The organism is Kangiella taiwanensis (assembly GCF_020005165.1).
GTDB lineage: Bacteria > Pseudomonadota > Gammaproteobacteria > Enterobacterales > Kangiellaceae > Kangiella > Kangiella taiwanensis.
On the sequence record NZ_JAHCLT010000001.1, the window covers coordinates 296,204 to 318,466 of the forward strand.

The 22,263-nt window shown below is 44.9% G+C and carries 21 protein-coding genes; 7 read left to right on the top strand and 14 right to left on the bottom strand.

The window, feature by feature from the left end:
• Positions 1-11: 11 nt before the first annotated feature.
• The 5 genes from KFK88_RS01430 to KFK88_RS01450 form a co-directional block, all read right to left on the bottom strand.
• Entirely contained in the window at positions 12-728 is a 717-nt protein-coding gene (locus KFK88_RS01430) for a DUF4197 domain-containing protein (protein ID WP_223576875.1), read from the bottom strand.
• A 66-nt stretch (positions 729-794) separates the two neighbouring features.
• Positions 795-1,691, bottom strand: a complete 897-nt coding sequence (locus KFK88_RS01435; RefSeq protein ID WP_223576876.1) for an AEC family transporter — start codon at positions 1,689-1,691, stop codon at positions 795-797.
• 8 nt (positions 1,692-1,699) lie between these two features.
• Entirely contained in the window at positions 1,700-2,707 is a 1,008-nt protein-coding gene (gene hemB, locus KFK88_RS01440; RefSeq protein ID WP_223576877.1) for a porphobilinogen synthase, read from the bottom strand.
• A gap of 14 nt (positions 2,708-2,721) precedes the next feature.
• Positions 2,722-3,654: an oxygen-dependent coproporphyrinogen oxidase gene (hemF, locus tag KFK88_RS01445; RefSeq protein ID WP_223576878.1), complete on the bottom strand. Its 933-nt coding sequence runs from the start codon at positions 3,652-3,654 to the stop codon at positions 2,722-2,724.
• Between the two features lie 44 nt (positions 3,655-3,698).
• Positions 3,699-4,277, bottom strand: coding sequence for an L-threonylcarbamoyladenylate synthase (locus KFK88_RS01450; protein WP_223576879.1), 579 nt, complete (start codon positions 4,275-4,277; stop codon positions 3,699-3,701).
• Between the two features lie 150 nt (positions 4,278-4,427).
• On the opposite strand from KFK88_RS01450, the gene KFK88_RS01455 reads away from it, so the two are divergent.
• Positions 4,428-4,736 (top strand): DUF1272 domain-containing protein, encoded by a 309-nt coding sequence (locus KFK88_RS01455; RefSeq protein ID WP_223576880.1) that lies wholly within the window; start codon positions 4,428-4,430, stop codon positions 4,734-4,736.
• A gap of 25 nt (positions 4,737-4,761) precedes the next feature.
• On the opposite strand, the gene dsbG is transcribed toward KFK88_RS01455, so the two are convergent.
• The 5 genes from dsbG to KFK88_RS01480 all read right to left on the bottom strand — a co-directional run bounded on the left by dsbG (position 4,762) and on the right by KFK88_RS01480 (position 9,543).
• Complete coding sequence (gene dsbG, locus KFK88_RS01460) at positions 4,762-5,601, bottom strand: thiol:disulfide interchange protein DsbG (protein WP_223576881.1); 840 nt, start codon at positions 5,599-5,601, stop codon at positions 4,762-4,764.
• Positions 5,598-6,452: a TlpA disulfide reductase family protein gene (locus tag KFK88_RS01465; RefSeq protein ID WP_223576882.1), complete on the bottom strand. Its 855-nt coding sequence runs from the start codon at positions 6,450-6,452 to the stop codon at positions 5,598-5,600. Before KFK88_RS01465 ends, dsbG begins: the two co-directional genes overlap by 4 nt.
• 246 nt (positions 6,453-6,698) lie before the next feature.
• On the bottom strand, positions 6,699-7,178 hold the full coding sequence (locus tag KFK88_RS01470; protein ID WP_223576883.1) for a DUF494 family protein: 480 nt from the start codon (positions 7,176-7,178) through the stop codon (positions 6,699-6,701).
• 82 nt (positions 7,179-7,260) lie between these two features.
• Positions 7,261-8,388: a DNA-processing protein DprA gene (gene dprA, locus KFK88_RS01475; protein ID WP_223576884.1), complete on the bottom strand. Its 1,128-nt coding sequence runs from the start codon at positions 8,386-8,388 to the stop codon at positions 7,261-7,263.
• Between the two features lie 111 nt (positions 8,389-8,499).
• Positions 8,500-9,543: a LysM peptidoglycan-binding domain-containing protein gene (locus KFK88_RS01480; RefSeq protein ID WP_223576885.1), complete on the bottom strand. Its 1,044-nt coding sequence runs from the start codon at positions 9,541-9,543 to the stop codon at positions 8,500-8,502.
• 315 nt (positions 9,544-9,858) lie between these two features.
• Between KFK88_RS01480 and def the strand changes: the two genes are divergently transcribed.
• From def to KFK88_RS01505, 5 genes are all read left to right on the top strand, one after another.
• Positions 9,859-10,362 carry a peptide deformylase gene (def, locus tag KFK88_RS01485; RefSeq protein ID WP_223576886.1) on the top strand — a complete coding sequence of 168 codons (504 nt, stop codon included), beginning with the start codon at positions 9,859-9,861 and terminating at the stop codon, positions 10,360-10,362.
• A 13-nt stretch (positions 10,363-10,375) separates the two neighbouring features.
• Positions 10,376-11,341, top strand: a complete 966-nt coding sequence (fmt, locus tag KFK88_RS01490) for a methionyl-tRNA formyltransferase (RefSeq protein ID WP_223576887.1) — start codon at positions 10,376-10,378, stop codon at positions 11,339-11,341.
• 4 nt (positions 11,342-11,345) lie between these two features.
• Positions 11,346-12,662, top strand: coding sequence for a 16S rRNA (cytosine(967)-C(5))-methyltransferase RsmB (gene rsmB, locus KFK88_RS01495; protein ID WP_223576888.1), 1,317 nt, complete (start codon positions 11,346-11,348; stop codon positions 12,660-12,662).
• Positions 12,663-12,812: 150 nt separating this feature from the next.
• Positions 12,813-14,186: a Trk system potassium transporter TrkA gene (gene trkA / locus KFK88_RS01500; protein ID WP_223576889.1), complete on the top strand. Its 1,374-nt coding sequence runs from the start codon at positions 12,813-12,815 to the stop codon at positions 14,184-14,186.
• 18 nt (positions 14,187-14,204) lie between these two features.
• A complete protein-coding gene (locus KFK88_RS01505; protein WP_223576890.1) occupies positions 14,205-15,653 on the top strand; it encodes a TrkH family potassium uptake protein in 1,449 nt (482 codons plus the stop codon).
• 10 nt (positions 15,654-15,663) lie between these two features.
• Here KFK88_RS01505 and KFK88_RS01510 read toward each other — a convergent pair whose 3' ends face one another.
• The 4 genes from KFK88_RS01510 to glmU form a co-directional block, all read right to left on the bottom strand.
• Positions 15,664-16,509, bottom strand: a complete 846-nt coding sequence (locus tag KFK88_RS01510) for a lysophospholipid acyltransferase family protein (RefSeq protein ID WP_263296324.1) — start codon at positions 16,507-16,509, stop codon at positions 15,664-15,666.
• Between the two features lie 222 nt (positions 16,510-16,731).
• Positions 16,732-17,346, bottom strand: coding sequence for a thiol:disulfide interchange protein DsbA/DsbL (locus tag KFK88_RS01515; protein WP_223576892.1), 615 nt, complete (start codon positions 17,344-17,346; stop codon positions 16,732-16,734).
• 13 nt (positions 17,347-17,359) lie between these two features.
• Positions 17,360-19,189, bottom strand: coding sequence for a glutamine--fructose-6-phosphate transaminase (isomerizing) (glmS, locus tag KFK88_RS01520; RefSeq protein ID WP_223576893.1), 1,830 nt, complete (start codon positions 19,187-19,189; stop codon positions 17,360-17,362).
• Positions 19,190-19,191: 2 nt separating this feature from the next.
• Positions 19,192-20,574: a bifunctional UDP-N-acetylglucosamine diphosphorylase/glucosamine-1-phosphate N-acetyltransferase GlmU gene (gene glmU / locus KFK88_RS01525; protein WP_223576894.1), complete on the bottom strand. Its 1,383-nt coding sequence runs from the start codon at positions 20,572-20,574 to the stop codon at positions 19,192-19,194.
• A gap of 194 nt (positions 20,575-20,768) precedes the next feature.
• Here glmU and KFK88_RS01530 point away from each other — a divergent pair, with 194 nt between their 5' ends.
• Entirely contained in the window at positions 20,769-22,220 is a 1,452-nt protein-coding gene (locus KFK88_RS01530) for a zinc metalloprotease (RefSeq protein ID WP_223576895.1), read from the top strand.
• Positions 22,221-22,263: the final 43 nt, after the last annotated feature.

Here is a 22,263-nt window from a genome sequence, read left to right on the forward strand (position 1 = left end):
TTAAGGTTAACTTATTGTTGAGAAAAGACTTTTTGTAATAATTCTGTCGTTCTTGCCACAGGATTGTCACGTATCTTCTTTTCTTCTTGCGCTACCAAGGTAAACAAACCATCCAAGGTTTCCTGCATGACATAATCTTCTATGTTCATGTTGGGCTTATCCGAAAAAGGCAGTTTTTCGTAAGCCCCTAACAGCTGCTTATAATCATCATAAAAGCCTACTTTCTGCATACTGCTGGTAATAATAGGCTGGAATCGTCGCTCTAAATTACTTTGGGTTTTATCACGAAAATAATCAGTGGCTGCATTATCACCACCTCGCAATATTCCCCAAGCGTCAGCAATCGACATCGAGCTAATGGCGCCAATAAAGACATCTTTGGCTTCGCCAGAGGCTTTTTCAGCGGCACGATTCATTTGCTTTTCGAAGTTATTCACGTAGCTACCTAAGCCAACCTTGCGCAGTGTGCTGGCAGCGCTATCCAGTTGTTCAGGCACCACAATCTTGATCAGTGGATTATTACTAAAACCTCCCGGCCGATTAGTACTGGTCACACTGTTTTTGGTACCAACCTCCAGCGCTTGCTTTAGCCCTGCAACCACGGTTTGTTCCGACAGTTGCTGGTTGCCCCCAAGGCCATCTAATACATGATTAAGATCCGTGGTTTTACAGCTTGTTGCCAATAACAGTGCAACACCTGCAGTAAAAGCTACTTTGAATAACTTCATGATATACCTCTATATATCGACTTTAGGATACCCCGAACTGGGCTATGAACATATCACCCGATCGGGCTAGTTTAGGGTTTGTACTAACCATATCGTAGTCGGAATCGTCACCACCGACAACAACGTACTTAACGCTATGGTGTTATGAGCGATTTTACGATCGGTCTCAACCGCCTCAACAAAAGGCATGACGCTAATACCTGTCGGACATGCAGCGAGAATGGTCAGCGACAGCAGGTGGGTAGGGCCAAGCTCCATGACACAGTAGCCGAAACTGAAGACAGCCGCGGGCAATAAGAGTAATTTAATCGTAGTGACCAACACAGTTTTCTTAATCACCGACCGACTTAAGGTTCCAAGGCTTGCAAGTGAGCTGCCTAAAATAATCAACGCTAAAGGCAGAGCAGCATCAGACACCATTTCTAAGGGCGTGAACAATTGCTTTGGAATAGGGATCTCGAAAACATTAAACAGCAAGCCCAAAACCACCCCAAGGATGACCGGGTTACTGAATATACCTAAGGCTGCCTTAAACTTGGACGGCGTGACGTTAACGCGTGTTGAAAATAGAAAAAAGCTACTGAACAAAATGAGGCTATGGCCTGAAATCACCGCCAGACTGATGACTAAGCCTTTTTGACCCGTGACCGACAATATGACTGGAATGCCCACAAGGACATTATTGGAGAAGGTCGAGGTGAGGGCGATGCGATGACTTAAGGTTAACGCCAATACAACAAAGATGATTAGTACTGGCGTGAAGTAGGCGAATAATGTGGTGCCGATGTCTTCTAGACCGGTCTCATAGACATTAACGAATAAAAAGACCGGAACGAACGCTTTGAACACGACCTTGGATAGGTCTTCGAAGAACTCTGTTCGCACCAACCGCCACTTTATCAGCACCACCCCAATCAGCACCACAAGGGCGACTGGGATGATGGCGTTTAAAATGACGGTCAAAGGCTACCCTAGTGGTCAGATTCTGATAAGTAACGGCATGCGTCTTTGGCAAAGTAGGTCAAAATCCCGTCACACCCTGCACGCTTAAAACCAAGTAGTGACTCTAGCACAATCGCTTTTTCGTCGAGCCAACCGTTTTGTGCGGCCGCTTTGATCATGGCGTATTCACCGCTGACCTGATAGGCAAAAGTTGGCATTTTGAATTCGTCTTTGACGCGGCGAACAATGTCCAAATAAGGCTGACCAGGCTTCACCATCACCATGTCGGCACCTTCTTCTATGTCCAAAGCAATTTCGTGTAGCGCTTCATCTGTGTTACCTGGATCCATCTGGTAAGTTTTCTTATCCGCTTTACCTAAAGCCCCCGCCGAACCCACCGCATCACGGAATGGCCCGTAAAAGCTCGATGCGTACTTGGCGGCGTAAGACATGATTAGAGTATTGACAAAGTCGCTGGCTTCTAACGCTTCACGAATGGCACCGATGCGACCGTCCATCATATCCGATGGCGCCACCATGTCAGCGCCTGCTTGCGCGTGACATAACGCCTGCTTCACTAACACCTCTTTGGTGATATCGTTTAGGATATAACCTTGATCGTCAATGATTCCATCCTGGCCGTGTGAGGTATAAGGATCCAGCGCGACGTCAGTCATAATGCCGAGTTGTGGGAATTTCGCTTTAATCGCTTTAACCACCGTCGGCACCAAACCTTCTGGGTTATAGGCTTCTTCAGCTTCCAATGACTTTTTGTCTTCGCCAATCACTGGAAAGAGGGCAATCGCTGGAATACCTAACTCAACAATTTCAGCACATTCTTCAAGCAGTAAGTCTAACGTTTTGCGCTCTACGCCCGGCATTGACGCCACCGATTCTTTTTTATTGTCACCTTCAAGCACAAAAACGGGGTAAATAAAGTCTTTCGCCGACAAACTAGACTCACGGACCAAATCACGGCTAAAGGCCTGCGCACGAACTCGGCGTAAACGACGACTGGGGAAGAAACCACTATTCATAATTCGGCCTTATCTTAAATTGAAACACTTAGCCAATCTTTCGGCTTTAAGTAATAATCGGTCAACTCAGCTTCACGAGTTCCCGGTTCTGGCTGCCAGTTGTAGCGCCAGCTAACAGCTGTCGGCAACGACATCAATATCGATTCCGTACGGCCGCCAGTTTGCAGACCAAATAAAGTGCCACGATCCCACACTAAATTGAATTCCACATAACGTCCACGGCGGTAGAGCTGAAAATCACGCTCCTGCTCAGTATAGGGCAACTCTTTGCGCTTATTCAAAATCGGCTGGTAGGCTTTAATAAAATGATCACCCACCGAGCGCATGAATGCGAAGCATTGTTCAAAGTCCCATTCTGTACTGTCTGTATTTACATCGTCAAAGAACAAGCCGCCAATCCCACGGTGCTCATCACGGTGCTTGATGTAAAAATAGTCATCACACCACTTTTTATACTTGGAGTAACACGCTTCACCAAAAGGATCACAAGCATCTTTAGCCACTTGGTGCCAAAACTGGCAGTCTTCTTTATGCGCATAATAAGGCGTTAAGTCAAAACCGCCACCGAACCACCAAATTGGCTCTTCGCCTTCTTTTTCCGCAATAAAAAAGCGCACATTCATGTGTGACGTTGGCGCATGAGGGTTCTTTGGATGAATCACCAATGATACGCCCATGGCTTTAAAGCCACGCCCCGCAAGTTCAGGACGGTGCGCTGTAGCCGATGCAGGCATATTAGTGCCTTCAACATAGGAATAGTTGACGCCACCTTTTTCAATCACAGCGCCGTCTTCCATCACGCGAGTCAGACCACCACCACCTTGGGCGCGCTGCCACTCGTCTTTTATAAAATCTTTCTCGCCATCTTCCTTGGCCAACTCGCGGCAAATGTTTTCTTGAAGTTCTAGCAGGTAGGATTTAACTGCTTCAATATCAATGGTTTGCATACCACCTCTTTGTATTGATACAACGGTGTTTAAGTTCTCAACACCTAAGCTCTCAACACTTTTTGTGTTTGAGCATCGATAATTTTAGAAGGGCGATCATAACCACCCACGGCGCCCGATACCACCATATCCAACTGATGGGTCATCTGATTCCGCACATCTTCGGTGCGCTTCATCTCAGGATTCCCTGCACGATTAGCGCTAGTAGAGACAATAACTGACTGCGCTTCATCGCACAAAGCCATCACTACAGGATGCTTACTTAAACGAATCGCAATTTTCGGGTGTTCGCCACACACTAGCGGCAATACCAACTCACTTTTAGGCAACAGCCAAGTCACTGGCTGATCCGGCTCCTCTGGATCTGGCACCTCATCAAAACACACCAACAAGTCATGAAAGTTTTCATCGACAAAAGGTTCAATTTGCGCAATATCACTTGCCACAAGGATCAATCCTTTGTGCCAAGGGCGCTTTTTAATAGCAAGGATTCGCTCAATGGCTTCAACAGAAAAGGGGAGGCAACCTAAACCAAATACCGCTTCAGTAGGGTAGGCAATAACACCGTCTTGCTCCATAAGGTTGACGGCACGCTTGATTTGAAAATCGTTGACGTAGGCCAAATGATTCGACTCGTTGCTACAGCATAAGGTTTATGGCTTTAGGTCGAATTTTAACGGCTTAGCCAGCTCTTGTGTAGGTTTTGACCACAAAATTATCGCTTTTCCTAAAGAATATGCATAGGATTAACAAAAAAGGAATCATGAATACTTATGCTAGAACTGAGACCCACCTGCGAACACTGCAATAAATTACTTCCGCCAGAATCTACTGAAGCCATGATTTGTACTTTTGAGTGCACTTTTTGCCGTGATTGCGTTGATGATATCTTGTTTAATGTCTGCCCAAACTGTGGCGGCGGCTTTACACCAAGACCCATCAGGCCGCAAATCAATTGGAAAGATGGTAATTGCTTAACCCGGCATCCAGCTAGTATCAAAGTTGTGCATAAACCGGTCGACCCGATAGAGCATCGTACTTTCGCCAAAGCGATTAAGAAAATATCTCCTGAGTGGCGCTAAGACCTTTATAGCTTCAAAGCCAGGCTTAGTCTGGCTTCGGACTTCCCATCATATCTTCAAGCATGTCACCTTGCGGCATACCCTGAACACTTTTAACTTTTCCATCCAGATCTTTATAGAAAGAGGTTGGCGTGGCACCAAAGCCTAAGCGTTGCATCATATTGGTGTTTAGCTGAATACGAACCTGACCTTTTTCTACGGCTTTCTTGTCTATTTCCACACCACCTTGCGCAAACTGCTCATGATGCTTTTCCATCATAGCTTCTGGATCATCGCTTCCCAGAATGGTTGCCCCTTTATCCATACTGCTTTGACGTAAAATAGCCACTAGGATATGGCGAAACTGTACCTCACCGGCCTTGATCCAAGGATCCGCTGCCTCACGAAACTTATGGCAGTAAGGGCAGTTAGTATCCGTAAAAGTATAAATAACAACTGGCGCCTCATCGCTACCATCGGCAACCCAGGCACTGTCTTCCAACTCTTTCCACACTCGGTCCATGCGAGGCCCCTCAACAAGCTGATCCATCACGTCTACCGTCAAGTTGACACCCTCAGCGTCAATCAAAGTGCCGACAATCGCATGCTCTTTGTCTTTAGTGACATAGATCGCTAATGGTTTTCCGCGCATCATGCCTGCGTAGCCAATCATACCTGCAGGCGCTTCAAAGGTATCAATAATCTCGACACCTTGATCGATGATGCTTTCTATAGGCGCTGGATACTGTTTCACTCGCTCTAAAGCACCTTGCTCTTGGTTCTGCTCTGACGTCTCGGTTGTACTCATTGAATCTTTTGATGAGTCATCTGCACAGGCTGTTAGCGATACTGTCGCCGCTAAGAGTAATACTTTTACATACTTCATTCTTTGCTCACATCTTCATCTTGATCAAAGTGATGATCAGTTTGTTGAGTTATTTTTTCTAGCTTTGAGGCCAATGTTGCACTCGATAATTCACCCAAATGTGCATCAACGATTTGACCTTTACCATTAATAAACAGTGTCGTTGGCAAGGCTCTGCTACCCGCTAGCTGCCCTAGCATGGCTTTACTATCCACCACCATATTCCTTAGCTGTAACGATTCTTTCGCCATAAATTGCTCAATGACCGCGCGGTGCTCTCCCTGATTTACAAACACAATACCCACGTTAGAGTAATCTTTCTGAGCTTGTTGTAACACGGGCATCTCACGCCGACAAGGAGGACACCAAGTCGCCCATAGATTGATGACTCTCGGCTTTCCCGCTTCGATAGTGTTGAGCTCAACACTGTCATCGTTCAAGTCTGTCACAACCAAAGTAGGCAGCTTCTGCGAGGTATCTTTAATCATCCAAAGCGCGCCATTCGCTAACCCCCACAGCAAAGCACCAGCACCAATCCCTGAAACCAAGGCCTTGCGGATTTTTGGTTGTCGCCAATAAGTTATTGCCGTTAGTGCGATCACGGTCATCAGCCCGGCCCAGCCATTAAATCCAGCATCGCGGATATCGATCATTGACCATAAGTCTGTTCGATACTCATCCCAATACTGAATCACAAATACGACTCTGGCTACTACCATGGCGATAATAAATATTGTCGCTATTTTACCATCTGCTGATTGTTTATGTTGCCGTCCTACAATATAACCAACCAACATGGCCAAGCCAAAACTGACTAATACTAACAACCTGTCTAGAGGTAAGCTTAAGGAGCCAATCGAAATACTGAACATGGTTTAACGAAACATCGTTATTTAGCAATTACTTATCGAGCGTTGATTGTACGTTATTTTGTTATCAAATAACGTCAGAGGGTTGTAAATCTTGGTAAAGAGGCCGCTCCACATTACAAAACACAGAGAGTGAAACAGTAGGGCAGCACGGTTTTGCTGCAAATTGATTATTACGACTTATTGCCGCTGTGGCGTGGAACTTCTTCTCTAGTCTACTTAGTAAGCTTAAAGCTTTCCGAAGTTAGGCTAATGAGCGGAAGAACCACTTTCTAAGTTTTCTACCCAAGCGAATTCAGCGTCACGATCTTGCATGTTAAACAACACCATCATCACGACCCAGCGCAGACGCTCTAAGGCAACTTCTTCATCTTCTTGCTGACCCAGGGCAGTCATACGATCGATCACCATTTCACGTGCGTGAGCATCTAAAATACCGCTTTGCTCAAAGTACATTACGGCACCTTGAACTGCTGGCGATAGAACCAGTTGCTCTTCAGGTGAAAACAATCGAATCGATTGAGTTGCTTCCGGCGTCGGTTTAAAGCTTTCAGAAGTTGCTAACACAAGACCATCTAGCCAGTCGATAGCGCCTTTAATTTCGCCGTCAGTAAAACCAACGTCTTCTAAGGCTTCGACTAGGGTGTCGTTAGCAAGAATATGATTGCTTTCTTCGTCTTGGAAGTTTTCAAAGATATAAAGTAGTACGTCTAGTACGTCTTCTTTCATTGGACTCTCTTAGTTTAGGCTTTAGATTCGCCGTTAAAGTCTCTATGCCATTTGCTAAGCGTCGCCAAAGGGACTGCATTCTTTAGCTTGAGCGACGTTGATATCCGCCAGCTACGCTCACAATATGGTTATTTAATTCTAACAGTAATAACATGTGGCTGACTACATCTATTTCAAGCCCACTGCGCTCGATAATTGTGTCCATAGCGGTAGTATCATAGTCAATATGTTTGATAAGTTCCTGATATTCTTCATCTAACTCAAACTGGTAAGACTCACTATCTAATGCCTTTTCCGACTCCGATAAATGTTCACTTTGCCAAGAAGCCAGTGCACCCAACTCCTCAATTATCTCTTCTGCAGTCTCGACTAATTTTACCCCTTGTTTAATCAGCGCATGGCAACCCCGAGCCAATGGATTATGTATGGATCCAGGAATGGCAAAAACTTCTCGCCCTTGCTCCATCGCCATTCGAGCAGTAATTAATGAGCCACTTTTAACAGCCGCCTCGACCACCAAAGTCCCTAGACTCATTCCTGAAATGATGCGGTTCCGAGCAGGAAAGTGGGTCGCTCTAACGCCAGTACCGAGCGCAAACTCAGAAACCAGTGCGCCATGCTCAACGATCTGCTGTGCCATCGCTTTGTGCCTTGCAGGATAAACACGATCAAGCCCCGTACCAGCAACAGCAATAGTCGGAAGCCCTTTATCCAACACCGCCTGATGGGCAAAACCATCGACACCTAACGCTATACCACTTGTAATTACCGCGCCCGCCTGACCTAAGGTACGCGAAAACTCGATTGCATTATCTTTTCCTTGTGGTGTCGGATTGCGGCTACCTACAATTGCTATCTGATGATGCTTTAGAAAATCTTTATTGCCATGGACAAAAAGCAGTTTTGGTGCTGAATCAATTTCACGTAATAGGTCTGGGTAGTCATTATTGATAAAGGGAATAAGGTGCTTATCTTCGCTATCAAACCAGGCCAAATCTTGCTCGATCAAGGCGTCATCGATTGAATCCAGCTTTTCTTTTAAGCCCTGGCGAAAACCCAAGTGTTGCAGTTGTTTTTCTGACAACTCAAACAGTGTGCAAACCGAAGTATGGTGCTCAAAAAAGTTCTGGAGCTTTTGAACACTAATATTGACATGAGACAGCGCTAACCAAGCGCGCATCTCTTTTGAAGAGATATCCTTCTGATTCATGATTAATCCTTTAATCGCTGTATTATTTGTAAATTGAGTAACCAATAAAAAACTGGCCTTGCTTTACACAAGACCAGTTTATATCGTTTCGAACTGACGAACACTGATGGATTAGTAAGGGTTACGCGCAACATCCATTAGGTGAATCGGACGCACAGCATCCATAATTAGCGCCAAACTAACTTTTTCATAAGTGCGGAAAACCATTAAGGTTCCGGCACGTTCTTCTGGAAGCGTCACATACGGATCGTCTTCACCGCGCTTTTCAGCAATCGTATCTAAGACTTTCTTACCACGCTGATAAACGGTTAAGACATGTCCTTCCTCTAAACCATCGCGCTCACCTTTATTCAAAGTCACCACGTTGTATTGACCAATCTGCGACACACCGTCATAAACAGAGATTAGCTGTGCAGCAATATCTTGCTCAGGAGCTCGAGGCGCATATACCGGTGGTAACGGATCTTCGTTGCGAGGAAGAGCGACATCACCTTTTTGTATTTCAAGTTTCGACTTTTTAACGTCTAACGTTGCAGGGTCACCTTCTTTCGAAATGGTACCGTTTGCCAAGTAACGTGCTTCAACGCCTAAAAGCTCATTTGTTACAGGATCTCTATACTCTTTACCTTTACGGTAGATACCGTAAGACGATCCTGTCGCAGCATCCAACCCTCGTAGATATAAACGATCATCGAAACCACCGCTAATAACACGCTCATCACCTAAGGCAACAACGTAAGGTGCTGTTTCAAATACCGACGGATCCACCACCATCTCATCAATCAAGAACGGGCGGATTAAGTCGAGTGGGATGGTCGTAATCGCATCACCTTCTGAAAGCACGCGAGCTTTTGGACGCAACTTAATGGTTCCGTTCGATGCTTTGACTAAATAAGGTTTCCCATCGATGTACACTAGCTTTAAGATATCGCCAGGGTAGATCAAGTGTGGGTTTTCAACCTGTGGATTGACGTGCCAAATTTCAGGCCAATTCCAAGGCTTTGTTAAAAAGCGCCCTGAAATGTCCCACAAGGTATCACCTTTTTGGACAACGTACGTCTCAGGATGATCTGCGCGAAGCTCTGCAGAATGCGCTGCAATACTCCCCAAAAATAGCGCTGCAGTTGCAGCTGCCGCTAAAACTAATTTTTTCATGGCTATCCTTTGTAATTTACTGATAGTCGGATCCTCTTAACCCATAGCCAGAATATACCGCGAACCGCAGGCTTTGAAAATAGGCCAAAAGGAAACAGCCAAACCCCAAATTTAGAGCTCCAAACTCTATAAGGATCATCATCTTACCAACATTTCTTAGCAGATTACTACAACTTAATCACAGTCTAATCAATATTTTCACGCTTTTTACGGCCTTTTTTGGCTTAAAAAATGGTCATTCTGGGTCGAATTGATTATGATCGCCCCCATACTTGTTATGTGAACCACCTTAAAATAGGCAGATTGTAAGACTCAATGGCTAAACTAGAGATTTTAGAATTCCCAGATACCCGACTTCGCACTAAAGCTGAGCCTGTAACCGACTTTGGCGCAGAATTTCAGCAGCAAGTCGATGATATGTTCGAAACCATGTACGAGGCTCCAGGAATCGGGCTAGCTGGCGCACAAGTCAATTACCACAAGCGTCTGTTCGTGATCGATGTTTCTGAAGATAAAAGTGAACCTTTAGTGTTCGCCAATCCTGAGTTCGTTGAAAAGCGTGGTGTTGAAGAAATGGAAGAGGGCTGCCTTTCCTTCCCTGGTGTCTACGCTAAAGTTCAACGCGCTAACGAAGTTGTGGTTAAGGCTCAAGATCGTCATGGCGAAGCGTTCGAAATCGATACGGGAGATCTTCTCGCGGTCTGTATCCAACACGAATATGACCATATCGAAGGCAAGTTATTTGTCGATTACCTATCGCCACTAAAGCGTAACCGTATACGCAAAGCCCTTGAAAAACAGCATCGACAATCAAAGTGAGCAAGCACTTACCATGAGCAAGTCCCTCAACGTTATTTTTGCTGGCACGCCAGACTTTGCTGCGTCTAGCTTACAGGCTCTTCTTGATTCACACCACCAGATCGTGGCGGTATACACTCAACCTGATCGTCAGTCTGGCCGTGGAAAAAAAATCACCATGAGCCCAGTTAAAGAGCTGGCTCTTGAGCACGACATACCTGTCGAGCAGCCAGTAAACTTTAAAGACGAGAACGCAAAACAGATCCTCAAAGACTACAACGCCGATATCATGGTCGTGGTCGCTTACGGTTTATTATTGCCTCAGGTCGTGCTTGATACGCCAAGACTCGGATGTATTAATGTTCATGGGTCGCTACTTCCACGCTGGCGCGGCGCGGCCCCAATTCAACGCGCCATCGAAGCTGGCGATGCCGAAACCGGCATTACTATTATGCAGATGGAGGCAGGCCTTGATACCGGGCCCATGATAAGCAAAGCCATTACGCCTATCACCAAGCAAGATACTGGCGCGACATTGCATGATAAGCTCGCACTTCAAGGCGCAGAGTTGTTAATTAGCACTATGAATACCATAGCCAAAGATGGTATCGCAGCAGAACCGCAAGACCATAGTCTAGCCACTTACGCGCACAAATTAAGCAAACAAGAAGCCTTCATTGACTGGTCAAAAGATGCGATCGCGATAGAGCGAGCCATTAGAGCCTTCAACAGTTGGCCTGTGGCACAAGCGCAATTAGGCGACAAGATTATTCGTGTCTGGCAGGCACGGAGCGTGTTACAGCCGTCGAATGACACAGCTGGTACTATTATTAAAGCAGACAAAGAGGGAGTGCTCGTTAGCTGCGGTCAAAATCAGCTACTCTTGACCGAGTTGCAACTCCCTGGCTCACGTAAAATGTCGGTTAAAGATCTGCTAAATGCCCCTAAAAACCAAGAACTTTTGGCAAAAGGTTCTCAATTTCACCTAAATCAAGAGTGATCACTTGAAACCTTTTAACGCCCAACATATTCGTAGCCAAGCGGCAAAAGCGTTGCACCATATTGCTTTTGAGGGACAATCTGCTAGTGACACTCTGGCACCAACCCAGTTCGAAAACCCTAACGATACCTCATTATTTAAAGCACTGGTGCTGGGCAGTTGCCGCTATTTTATTCGCTTGGAAGCCATCGCCAAGCGCTTCTTACGCAAACCCTTCAAGCCTAAAGATAATGATTTATTTTGTCTTGTGGTCATCGGTCTTTATCAACTGGAATACAGCCGTGTGCCGGATCACGCTGCTATCAGCGAAACGGTTAACGCTTGTCGCGAGCTGAAAAAAGAGTGGGCAACCAAGCTGGTCAATGGGGTTTTACGTAATTTTAGTCGTCAAAAAGAGACCATAACAAACGAACTGGATCAAAACTGGGACACTAAGTTTGCCACTCCGGACTGGTTGATTAACCGCTTAAAGCCAAATTACAAAGGCCAAGTAGACAACATTCTTGAAGCCTCTAATCTCCAAGCGCCCATGACGTTGCGCGTTAATTTAAGTAAAACTACTCGGGACGACTATGCTGCGTTACTTGATCAGGCTGAGATTTCATTCCGTCTGCATGACTTGGTGCCAACGGCTATTGTTCTCGATAAGCCAGTTAATGTCGAACAGCTTCCTGGCTTCGAAGAGGGCTTATGCTCCGTACAAGACGCGGCGGCACAACTAGCAGCCCAGCTGTTAAACCCCAAGTCAGGCTCAAAAGTCTTGGACGCTTGTGCCGCACCAGGAGGTAAAACTGCTCACTTGTTGGAGCAAAGTCACAACCAACTTGAGCTCGACGCAGTTGACATCGATCCTGAGCGCTGTTTCCGGATCCAAGAAAATATGGAAAGGCTTGAGCTAAGCGCTGAGATTCATGCTGAAGATGCCCTAAGCTTTATGCAGAAAAAAGCCAACGCATACGACGCCATCTTGCTAGACGTGCCTTGCAGTGCCACCGGCGTTATCCGTCGTCACCCTGATATTAAACTGTTGCGTCGCGACGAAGATATTGATGAGTTAGCCCAAATTCAACAACAATTATTGGCAGCAGCCTGGGATGCACTAAAGCCTGGTGGAAAGCTACTTTACGCCACTTGTTCGATACTTTTTGAAGAAAATAGCAACCAGATACAGAAATTTATCGACAACCAGGACAGTGTCGAAGTGATTCCATTACCCTCAAACCTAATCGCTATCAGTCACTCTGAGTTAGGCTGTCAAATCTTACCCAGCACCAATAATATGGACGGGTTTTATTATGCGCTGCTACAAAAGCAAAGTTAACCTAGTTTTCAGGGTATGCTTCGGCAGAGCAAAAAATCACATAAATTATTGATATATAATCCCAAGTTCAGTAAAAAACCCTTCCGATCCCATGCAGTTAGCGTTAGCATAAGCAACAGATACTAATAAGAAGGCTTATTATTTGTCGTTATGAAGATTATTATTCTCGGCGCCGGTCAGGTGGGAACAACCCTCGCGCTCAGCTTAGAGGGCGAAAATAACGACATTACCCTGATTGATTCCGATCCTAAACGTTTGCGTTATATTCAAGATCACTTGGATTTACGTACCATTGTCGGTCATGCGGCTTATCCAGATGTGCTTGCCAATGCGGGTATCGATGACAGTGATATGCTGGTTGCCGTTACCAGCAGCGATGAAGTCAACATGGTCGCCTGTCAGATTGCCCACAGTTTGTATCAAACGCCAACTAAAATTGCTCGAATTCGTTCTTCTAACTACCATCAAAAGCACGAAATTTTCACCAACAACCATATTCCTGTCGATGTAGTGATCAGCCCAGAGAAACTGGTCACGGAGTATATCGAACGCTTGGTAGATAACCCTGGTGCTTTCCAGGTGCTTGATTTTGCCAACGGCTTACTCCGTTTGGTTGCGGTTAAAGCCTATTATGGCGGTCCTTTGGTGGGTAACGCTTTATCTGAACTCAAGCACCACCTGCCGAACGTCGATACACGTGTTGCGGCGATCTTCCGTCGCGGTAAGCCAATTGTTCCAACCGGTCACACCGTCATCGAAGCTGACGACGAAGTATTCTTCCTTGCCGCTAAAAAGCACATCCGCTCAGTGATGAGCGAGCTTCAACGCCTTGAGAAAAATTATCAACGGGTGATTATTGCGGGCGGCGGTAATATTGGCCAAGGACTAGCAAAGCGTCTTGAGAAAAAGATGCTAGTTAAGATCATTGAACGCGATCCAAAGCGCGCTGAAGAACTTGCCAACAACCTTGAAGACACCTTGGTTCTGCAGGGGGATGTATCTGACGAAGACTTGCTCAATGACGAGAATATCAGTGAGTTTGATTTGTTCATTGCTGTAACCAACGATGATGAAGCCAATATCATGTCGGCGCTTCTTGCAAAAAAGTTAGGCGTTCGCAAAACCATGGTCCTCATCAATCGCACAGCATACGTCGATTTGATCCAAGGACATGAAATCGATATCGCGATTTCTCCTCAGCAGGTGACCATTGGCAGTTTGCTGACACACATACGTCGCGGCCACGTCTCCAGTGTTTACTCCCTACGCCGCGGCGCTGCAGAGGCCATCGAAGCTATTGCCAAGGGTAATGAACAAACCTCATCGGTTGTAGGTCGTGCCATTAGCGAGTTAGCGTTACCGCCAGGTACTTCTATCGGTGCTATCGTACGAGACGATCAGGTATTAATTGCTCACGACAATGTGATTATTCGTGAAAACGACCATGTTGTGTTATTCATGGTCGACAAAGACTATATCCAAGACGTCGAACGCCTGTTCCAAGTCAACGTGACCTACTTTTAGCGACTTAAAGGACATTTAATGCAGTTCGCTACCATTACACGTATTTTAGGCTTACTTATCATGGTATTTAGTTTAACCATGATCCCGCCAAGCGTTGTCGCATTAATCTATCAAGATGGTGGCGGTAGCGCTTTTGTATTGACGTTTTTCTTAACCATTATCTTTGGGTTCTCTATTTACTTTCCTAAGCGTCATGCAAAAAGCGAACTCAAAGTACGTGACGGCTTTTTAGTCGTGGTTCTTTTTTGGACGGTCTTAAGTTTAATGGGTGCCGTTCCGTTTCTGCTTATGGGCAGTATGGATATGTCACTAGCCGACTCCGTGTTTGAAGCCTTCTCTGGCTTAACGACAACAGGCGCTACCGTGATAAGCGGCCTCGACAGCTTACCTCACTCGATTCTCTATTATCGCCAGCAATTACAATGGCTTGGCGGAATGGGTATTATCGTTTTAGCAGTCGCAATCTTGCCTATGCTCGGAATCGGTGGTATGCAGCTGTATCGCGCGGAAACCCCAGGTCCAATGAAGGACAACAAACTCACGCCACGAATTGCAGGGACGGCTAAAGCTTTATGGTATATCTATCTTGGCTTAACTATCGCTTGCGCCGTGTCTTATTGGTTGGCAGGAATGACGCCATTTGACGCCTTAGCTCACAGCTTTTCAACTGTAGCCATTGGTGGCTTCTCTCCCCACGACGCCAGTATTGGTTACTTTGACAGCGCCACGATAGAATTAATTGCCTCGCTATTTATGCTCTTATCCGGCGTTAATTTTTCACTTCATTTTATGGCAGTGAGACGATTGAGCTTGTCGCCTTACATCAAAGATCCTGAGTTTAGAAGCTATCTTGCCATGCTGGTTGGTATATCCGTTTTGTGCCTTACTGTGTTACTTGCTTATGATCGCTTTGACTTTTCCGATGGTCTCGTAAAAAGTATCTTCCATACCGTATCGATTGCCACAACCACAGGTTTTGCCAGTTCAGACTTCAGTTCTTGGCCAAGCTTCCTACCAGTCCTTCTTATCTTAACCAGTTTTGCTGGTGCTTGCGCTGCATCAACAGGCGGCGGTATAAAAATCATTCGAGTACTGCTTCTCTTTAAACAGGGGTTTCGTGAAATTAAGCGCTTGGTTCACCCAACGGGTGTTTTCCTGATTAAGTTGGGTAAAACGTCAGTCAGCGATAGAGTGGTTCAGGCTGTTTGGGGGTTCTTCGCTACCTATGTCATGCTATTTTTAATCTTGATGATTTTACTAATGGCAAACGGTATTGACCAAATTACAGCATTCTCAGCCGTCGCAGCCTGCTTAAATAATTTAGGCCCTGGTCTTGGGGATGTCGCTGTGAACTATAGCGGGCTGAATGATTTTACTAAGTATATTTTAAGCTTTGCTATGTTGCTGGGACGTTTGGAAATTTTCACACTGTTAGTTCTATTCACACCGTATTTTTGGCGGAAATAACCTACTGTTATCACTGCTGATACGGGTTGGGTCCGCCACAAGCTGTGGTTTTAAAGCGCTTATATGACCACTGATATTGCTCTGGGTTCTGCCGAATGACAGCTTCTAAATGACCATTAACGTCTCTCGCGTAACTCACCTCATCCTGCTCACTATCGATATCGATAGGAATCAGGTGGATATCATAAAGACCATGCTCATTTTTTATCGCAGCAATTTGAAATAGATCTGAGCCACTTTTTTGCTGAATTCTCTGCACAATAGTCATCGTCAGTGCATCTTTACCGCAAAAAGGCACAAAGACACCAGCTCGACGCCCAGGCTCTTGATCACTTAACACAGCAGCGACCTCACCATTCTTTAAAACTTTAATAAGGTGCATCACGCCACGACTATCACCCTTGACCATCGTCGTATCATTTTGACAACGCCCCACATTGATCACTTCATCCATTTCTTTTTGTCTGGGCGGACGGTACATGCAATGGAAGGGGAAGCGACTACCCAAATAATACAAAGCGACTTCCCAGTTACCAATGTGAGCACCCGTAATTAAAACCCCTTTGCCTTGCTCTAAGCAATCACGCACTTTATCCTCACCTTTAACGCTGCCTATAAATCGCTCACCTTGGCACTTTCTCCATATCTTTGAGGCCTCAAAAAACAATTTCCCTGTATGTTTTAAGCTTTCATAAGCAATTCTCTTTCGTTCTGACGGAGCTTTATCCAACAAACAAAGGTTGAGGTTCATCATGCTCGTACTGTAAGCACGGGTTTTAAACAACCGAGAACACATAGCGAATAGCTTGGCAAAACCGCTTCCGACAAAAGACGGCATCGCCGCAAAAAAACTCATTAAGGTGCATATCACCTTTACTTTGAGAGGGTCTGATTGAATTGCCTTTCCTTTGGTTTTAGGCTTTTTTTTAACTTCTGGCTCTGTCATTGGAAAGTCTGCATGAAATTTATTAATAAATTGACGTTAATATTCTATTTTTTATTATCCTATTCAGTATAACCATAAAAAATGCCAGTTAAAACTGGCATTTTTAAAATTCACAAAGTGTTTAACTTCGCGCTACTTTGTATTCTCTATAGCAAAGCTTCCTAACATTTCATTGATGTTATTGTAGCTCTCAACTTTATACTTTTTGTTGACGATAATCATAGGGAAGCGGATCACTTTGAAGTCACGAGCTAATTTTTGCGCATACTGAACTTTGCTTTCAACACCGAAAGATGTATAAGCTTTTTCAAAGTCCTCTTTTGAAACACCCGCTTCTTCAAAAATTGGAATTAAGTCTTCCTTCGTGCGGATAATGTTTTTCTCAGCATGCCACTGATGGAAAATAGCAGGATGAACTTTCTCTTTAACACCTAGAACTTCAGCAACGTAGTAACCATAAGTTAAATGTGGAACCTGGCTCATGAACACCGGCACTTGCTCAAACTTCACAGCTTCCGGCTTAGAGTTTTCTTTCCACTTGTTTAGAACTGGCTCTAGGTTGTAGCAGTGTGGGCAGGTGTACGAGAAAAACTCATATACATGTGGTTTTGCACTGGCTTCTTTACCGCTGATAACCGTGTAATCACTGCCTTCTTTTACTGAAGCTGTTGTGGTTGATTCTGCGCAAGCCACTTGGCTCATTGCTACCAAAGCGATAACGCTACCGAGTAATGCTTTTAATTTCATTCATGACTCCTAATCATTCTACTGTCACTGATTTTGCTAAATTTCTTGGCTGATCGACATCGGTTCCTTTGATCACTGCCACATAATACGATAATAACTGCATTGGAATGGTATACACCATAGGTGCTGTAATGCAGTACTGACTGTCCACAGGGAACACAGTTATACCATTTGAATCCTGAATATTAGCTGACTTGTCTGCAAAAACAAAGAGGTTACCGCCTCGAGAGCGAACTTCCTCGACGTTTGATTTTAATTTTTCAAGCAAATTATCATTTGGCGCAACCACGACCGTAGGCATTTCTTTATCAATCAATGCTAGTGGTCCATGTTTAAGCTCACCCGCAGCGTAGGCTTCGGCGTGAATATACGATATTTCCTTTAACTTTAACGCAGCCTCCATGGCTATTGGGTACTGCTGTCCACGACCTAAAAACAAAGTATGATGCTTTTCAGCAAAGGCTTGAGACAGCTTGTCGATCTCCTCTGCTTGATCTAACGCCTTCTGTATTTCACTTGGTAAATGCTCTAGCGCTTCAACAATATCATGCTCTACAGCCTTATCCATGCCTTTTGCCTTTCCGATAGAAACCATCAACAACAGCAGCGATACGAGTTGTGCTGTAAAGGCTTTGGTCGATGCAACGCCAATTTCGGCCCCTGCACGCGTTAAGAGTGTAAAATCAGATTCTCGTACCATTGATGAAGCAGGGGAGTTACAAACTGTTAAACTCGCTAAGTAACTTTCTCCTTTCGCTTTATTTAAAGCTGCCAAGGTATCCGCGGTTTCACCTGATTGCGAAATGGTAATGAACAAGCTGTTCGGAATAACTGCGGTGTCTCTGTAGCGGTACTCGCTGGCAATCTCAACCAAACAAGGGACTTTTAAATACTGTTCAACCCAATACTTTGCCACTAACGCCGCGTGATAACTGGTTCCACAGGCGATGATTTGCAGTGCTTCAACTTGCTCAAAAATCTTTATGGCATTTTCGCCCAAGGTTTCAACATAAACTTCGTGATCAACAATTCGACCTTCCAAAGTTTCGGCTACAACTGACGGCTGCTCAAAAATTTCTTTGAGCATAAAGTGACGATAGTTACCTTTATCGACCGCATCATGCTGAATATCAGATGTTTCAAAACTCCTCTGTACTTCATCACCATCTCGGTTAAGTAATGTGATGCCATCACGGCGAACTTCCGCAACTTCACCTTCCTCAAGATATAGGAAATCACGAGTAACAGGGAGTAGGGCGAGCTGATCTGAAGCAACAAAATACTCACCAATACCTTTACCGATCACTAACGGGCTACCTGAGCGAGCGACAACCATTTTATCAGGCTGGTTCGCATCAATTGCTACTGTGCCATACGCACCTTTTAATTTCTTTGTCGTGGCAAGAAGCGCTTTTAATAAAGAGTCATGCTCCTTAAGCGCCTCATGCAAGCAATGAGCAATAACCTCAGTATCGGTATCTGACTCGAAACGGTAACCTTTCTTCTTTAGCTCTTCACGAAGCTCGTCATGATTTTCAATGATACCATTATGAACTAGAGCGATATTGTCTTCCGACATGTGTGGATGCGCATTTTTTTCATTCGGCTCACCGTGTGTAGCCCATCGCGTATGCGCAATACCTAAACCACCTGCTATCGGGTGAGCCGTCAGAGCATCCTTTAACTCTGATACCTTTCCTGCACGACGAATCCGCTCGATTTGATTATCGTGATAGATAGCCACACCAGCTGAATCATAACCTCGATATTCTAGGCGCTTTAAACCTTCAACTAATATCTCGCTAATATCACGTTGCGCAATAGCACCAACAATTCCGCACATTCTTATTGTTCCTCTTTCTTATGTTGTGACTTTTTAACCGGTCTTTGCCATCCTGCTATATGCTTCTGAGGAGTTCTACTAATACAGAGCTCTTCCGCTGGCACATCTTTCGTTACAGTAGTTCCTGCGCCCACTGTCGCATTTTGTCCAATTTTTACTGGAGCTATCAGTTGTGTATCTGAACCGATAAATGCCCCATCTTCGATGGTGGTTAAAAACTTATTCACACCATCATAATTACAGGTAATGACTCCAGCACCAACATTAACGCCTTGACCGATTTTGGCATCACCTAAATACGCTAAATGACTGGCTTTACTGCCTTTGCCTAACACGGCTTTTTTGGTTTCAACAAAGTTACCAATGAAGGCCTCATCATCAAGCTGTGTCCCTGGGCGGATTCTAGCAAAAGGGCCAACAGAACATGCTTCACCAATAATCGCACCTTCTATCATCGTATTTGCTTTAATAACCGTATTCGCGCCTATTGAACAGTCTTTCAGTATCACATTGGCACCGATCACAGCGCCAGTTTCGATATTAACGTTACCTTCGATAATCACGTTCACATCTATCAAGACATCGCTGCCACAATTTAGTTCTCCACGAATGTCTAGGCGGGCAGGGTCCAGCAAGGTCACGCCTTGCTCTAGTAATTTATGAGCTTTGGCTTCTTGGTAGCGTCGTTCCAATTGAGCCAATTGTACACGACTATTTACCCCTTCCACTTCAATCGCAGAAGTAGGGTGACAAGCTGTTACACCGCCATCTTGGGCAGCCATGGCAATACAGTCTGTTAGGTAGTACTCGCCCTGCGCATTGTTGTTATCGATATTTGCTAGCCAGCTCTTTAAAGACGTCGCATCCGCACATAATATTCCTGTGTTTACCTCATCGATCTTCAACTGCTCAGCATTGGCATCCTTTTGTTCTACAATCGCAACGACGTCCCCTTTTTGATCGCGAATGATTCGACCATAGCCCATTGGATCATCCAGCTTGACTGTTAACAGACCAATTCCTGACTTTGGTTGGGCTTCAGTTAATGCTTTAAGAGTAGACGCTTTGATCAGCGGTACATCGCCATATAACACCAAGACCTGATCATCATCACTGATAACTGGTAGGGCTTGATCAACTGCATGGCCTGTGCCGAGTTGCTGTGCTTGCTCGACAATTGTCACAGAACTATTTTCGAGTTGATGCTTTACTTGTTCAATGCCATGGCCCGCAACAACTACGGTTTGTGTAGGATTTAACTGTTGGGCTGTGTCAATGACATGCTCCAACATCGAGAGACCAGCTATAGGGTGTAATACTTTTGGCAAATTTGAGCGCATACGGGTTCCTTTACCCGCCGCCAATATAACCACGCTTAGTGCCATAATTATTCTAGTTAGTGGAAATTAAGCGCGTATTTTAACACTATTGCTACGTTTTGGCTTTTATAGAATACATTTTTCAGCGATCTCTTACTTTTTTTTAAGTTTTCTCCACTTATGCACACTTTTATCATGTTTTACGATAAAAGTGCTTCATAGAGGAAGCATTCACAGGATGAATTTCAAAGGAGATTGAAATGAAAAAACTATTATTACTCGCCACTTCGGCAGTTCTCATCAATGGTTGTATTTACGGTACTGTAAAAGACGCCAATACCGGCTCGGGAGTCTACCAAGCTAAAGTTTCTGTTGTTAAAGGTAGCTGCTCAGGCAATGGTTGCGGCTTTCCTGAAAGTACAGATAGCTCAGGTTTCTACGTTTTCGACGCTTACGGTGATAGAAATGGAAGCGCCAATACCAAGTTCGTAACCCCTGCAAGTGCGGAAGAAGCTGTTACTTTCTTAGTTTCTAAACCCGGTTATCAGTCTAGAACCTTTTATCATAAGCCAGATTACGAAAAGATAACCTACGATGGTAAAACCTATTATGTCAGTGATGCCCCAGTGGTTTATCTTTGTCCATATGGCAGCCCTGATAGCGACGGCGACACGATTTGTGACTCAGCCGAAAGTCGCTATGGCACAGACCCATATGATAGCGATACTGATGGTGATCGCCTAAGCGATGCTGCAGAAATATTCGGTTACGATGGTGTAGATATCCGATATTATGGTGCCGATCCCTTACGTAAAACCTTGTTAATTGAAGCTGACTATTATCAAGCGTTTAAACCCGACCAAGCAGCTCTAGATCAAGTCATTCAAGCTTTTGCAGATGCTCCCGTGTCTAACCCCGACGGCTCTACAGGGATAACTTTGGCCATCGATTTAGATGATCGTATTTCAGCATCTGACGAAGACAGCAATCTAAGCCCTGTCTGGACAGACTTTGACGTTCTTAAAAATAAATACTTCGAATCACGTCGCAGTAAGCTTTTCCACTACGCCCTATTTGTTGACCAATATAACGGTGGTACATCAAGCGGTATTTCTCGTGGTATTCCAGCACATGATTTTGTTGTTTCACTCGGTCAATGGCCAACCCCTGGAGGTACTGTTCAGCAACAAGCGGGGACTTTGATGCACGAGTTTGGTCATAATTTAGGCCTAATGCATGGCGGTAATGAAAATGCCAACCGTAAATTAAACTACCTCAGCATTATGAGCTATGACTATCAAATGCCTGGGCTGACTGTAGATGGAAACTCTGGCGTTGTAGATTATTCGAGACTCAAAGTAAACGCCATATCTGGTAACATCAGTGAATTTAGTGCCATGTCTGGCTATGGTGGTACTACGGAATCCGATTTGGCTGATTATAGCGTTCGTCGTCATGGTAACTGGTTAACTGGGACAGCGAGCTCGAACTTAGACGTCAATAATAATGGTATTCTCCAAACGTCAGTGTATGTCGGTCATTTTAATGCTTCTCAAAATGACTGGGACAACATTAACTTTGCAGGCGGTGGTTCAGGTGGAACAATCGGTGACGGTCATTTAGGAGCTTCAAGCATGATGATGTTTAGCCTTAAGAGCCAAGGTACACCAGAGTACATGGTTGAACCTTGTATGACCCCGGAAGATATGTAATTTTGATATCGTCAACCAATAAAAAAGGTGGCTTTCGCCACCT

Coding starts and splice junctions, on each gene's coding strand:
- KFK88_RS01430 (WP_223576875.1), bottom strand. CDS start 728: ATGAAGTTATTCAAAGTAGCTTTTACTGCAGGTGTTGCACTGTTATTG.
- hemB (WP_223576877.1), bottom strand. CDS start 2,707: ATGAATAGTGGTTTCTTCCCCAGTCGTCGTTTACGCCGAGTTCGTGCG.
- hemF (WP_223576878.1), bottom strand. CDS start 3,654: ATGCAAACCATTGATATTGAAGCAGTTAAATCCTACCTGCTAGAACTT.
- KFK88_RS01455 (WP_223576880.1), top strand. CDS start 4,428: ATGCTAGAACTGAGACCCACCTGCGAACACTGCAATAAATTACTTCCG.
- dsbG (WP_223576881.1), bottom strand. CDS start 5,601: ATGAAGTATGTAAAAGTATTACTCTTAGCGGCGACAGTATCGCTAACA.
- KFK88_RS01465 (WP_223576882.1), bottom strand. CDS start 6,452: ATGTTCAGTATTTCGATTGGCTCCTTAAGCTTACCTCTAGACAGGTTG.
- KFK88_RS01470 (WP_223576883.1), bottom strand. CDS start 7,178: ATGAAAGAAGACGTACTAGACGTACTACTTTATATCTTTGAAAACTTC.
- dprA (WP_223576884.1), bottom strand. CDS start 8,388: ATGAATCAGAAGGATATCTCTTCAAAAGAGATGCGCGCTTGGTTAGCG.
- KFK88_RS01480 (WP_223576885.1), bottom strand. CDS start 9,543: ATGAAAAAATTAGTTTTAGCGGCAGCTGCAACTGCAGCGCTATTTTTG.
- def (WP_223576886.1), top strand. CDS start 9,859: ATGGCTAAACTAGAGATTTTAGAATTCCCAGATACCCGACTTCGCACT.
- fmt (WP_223576887.1), top strand. CDS start 10,376: ATGAGCAAGTCCCTCAACGTTATTTTTGCTGGCACGCCAGACTTTGCT.
- trkA (WP_223576889.1), top strand. CDS start 12,813: ATGAAGATTATTATTCTCGGCGCCGGTCAGGTGGGAACAACCCTCGCG.
- KFK88_RS01505 (WP_223576890.1), top strand. CDS start 14,205: ATGCAGTTCGCTACCATTACACGTATTTTAGGCTTACTTATCATGGTA.
- KFK88_RS01510 (WP_263296324.1), bottom strand. CDS start 16,509: ATGAGTTTTTTTGCGGCGATGCCGTCTTTTGTCGGAAGCGGTTTTGCC.
- KFK88_RS01515 (WP_223576892.1), bottom strand. CDS start 17,346: ATGAAATTAAAAGCATTACTCGGTAGCGTTATCGCTTTGGTAGCAATG.
- glmS (WP_223576893.1), bottom strand. CDS start 19,189: ATGTGCGGAATTGTTGGTGCTATTGCGCAACGTGATATTAGCGAGATA.
- glmU (WP_223576894.1), bottom strand. CDS start 20,574: ATGGCACTAAGCGTGGTTATATTGGCGGCGGGTAAAGGAACCCGTATG.
- KFK88_RS01530 (WP_223576895.1), top strand. CDS start 20,769: ATGAAAAAACTATTATTACTCGCCACTTCGGCAGTTCTCATCAATGGT.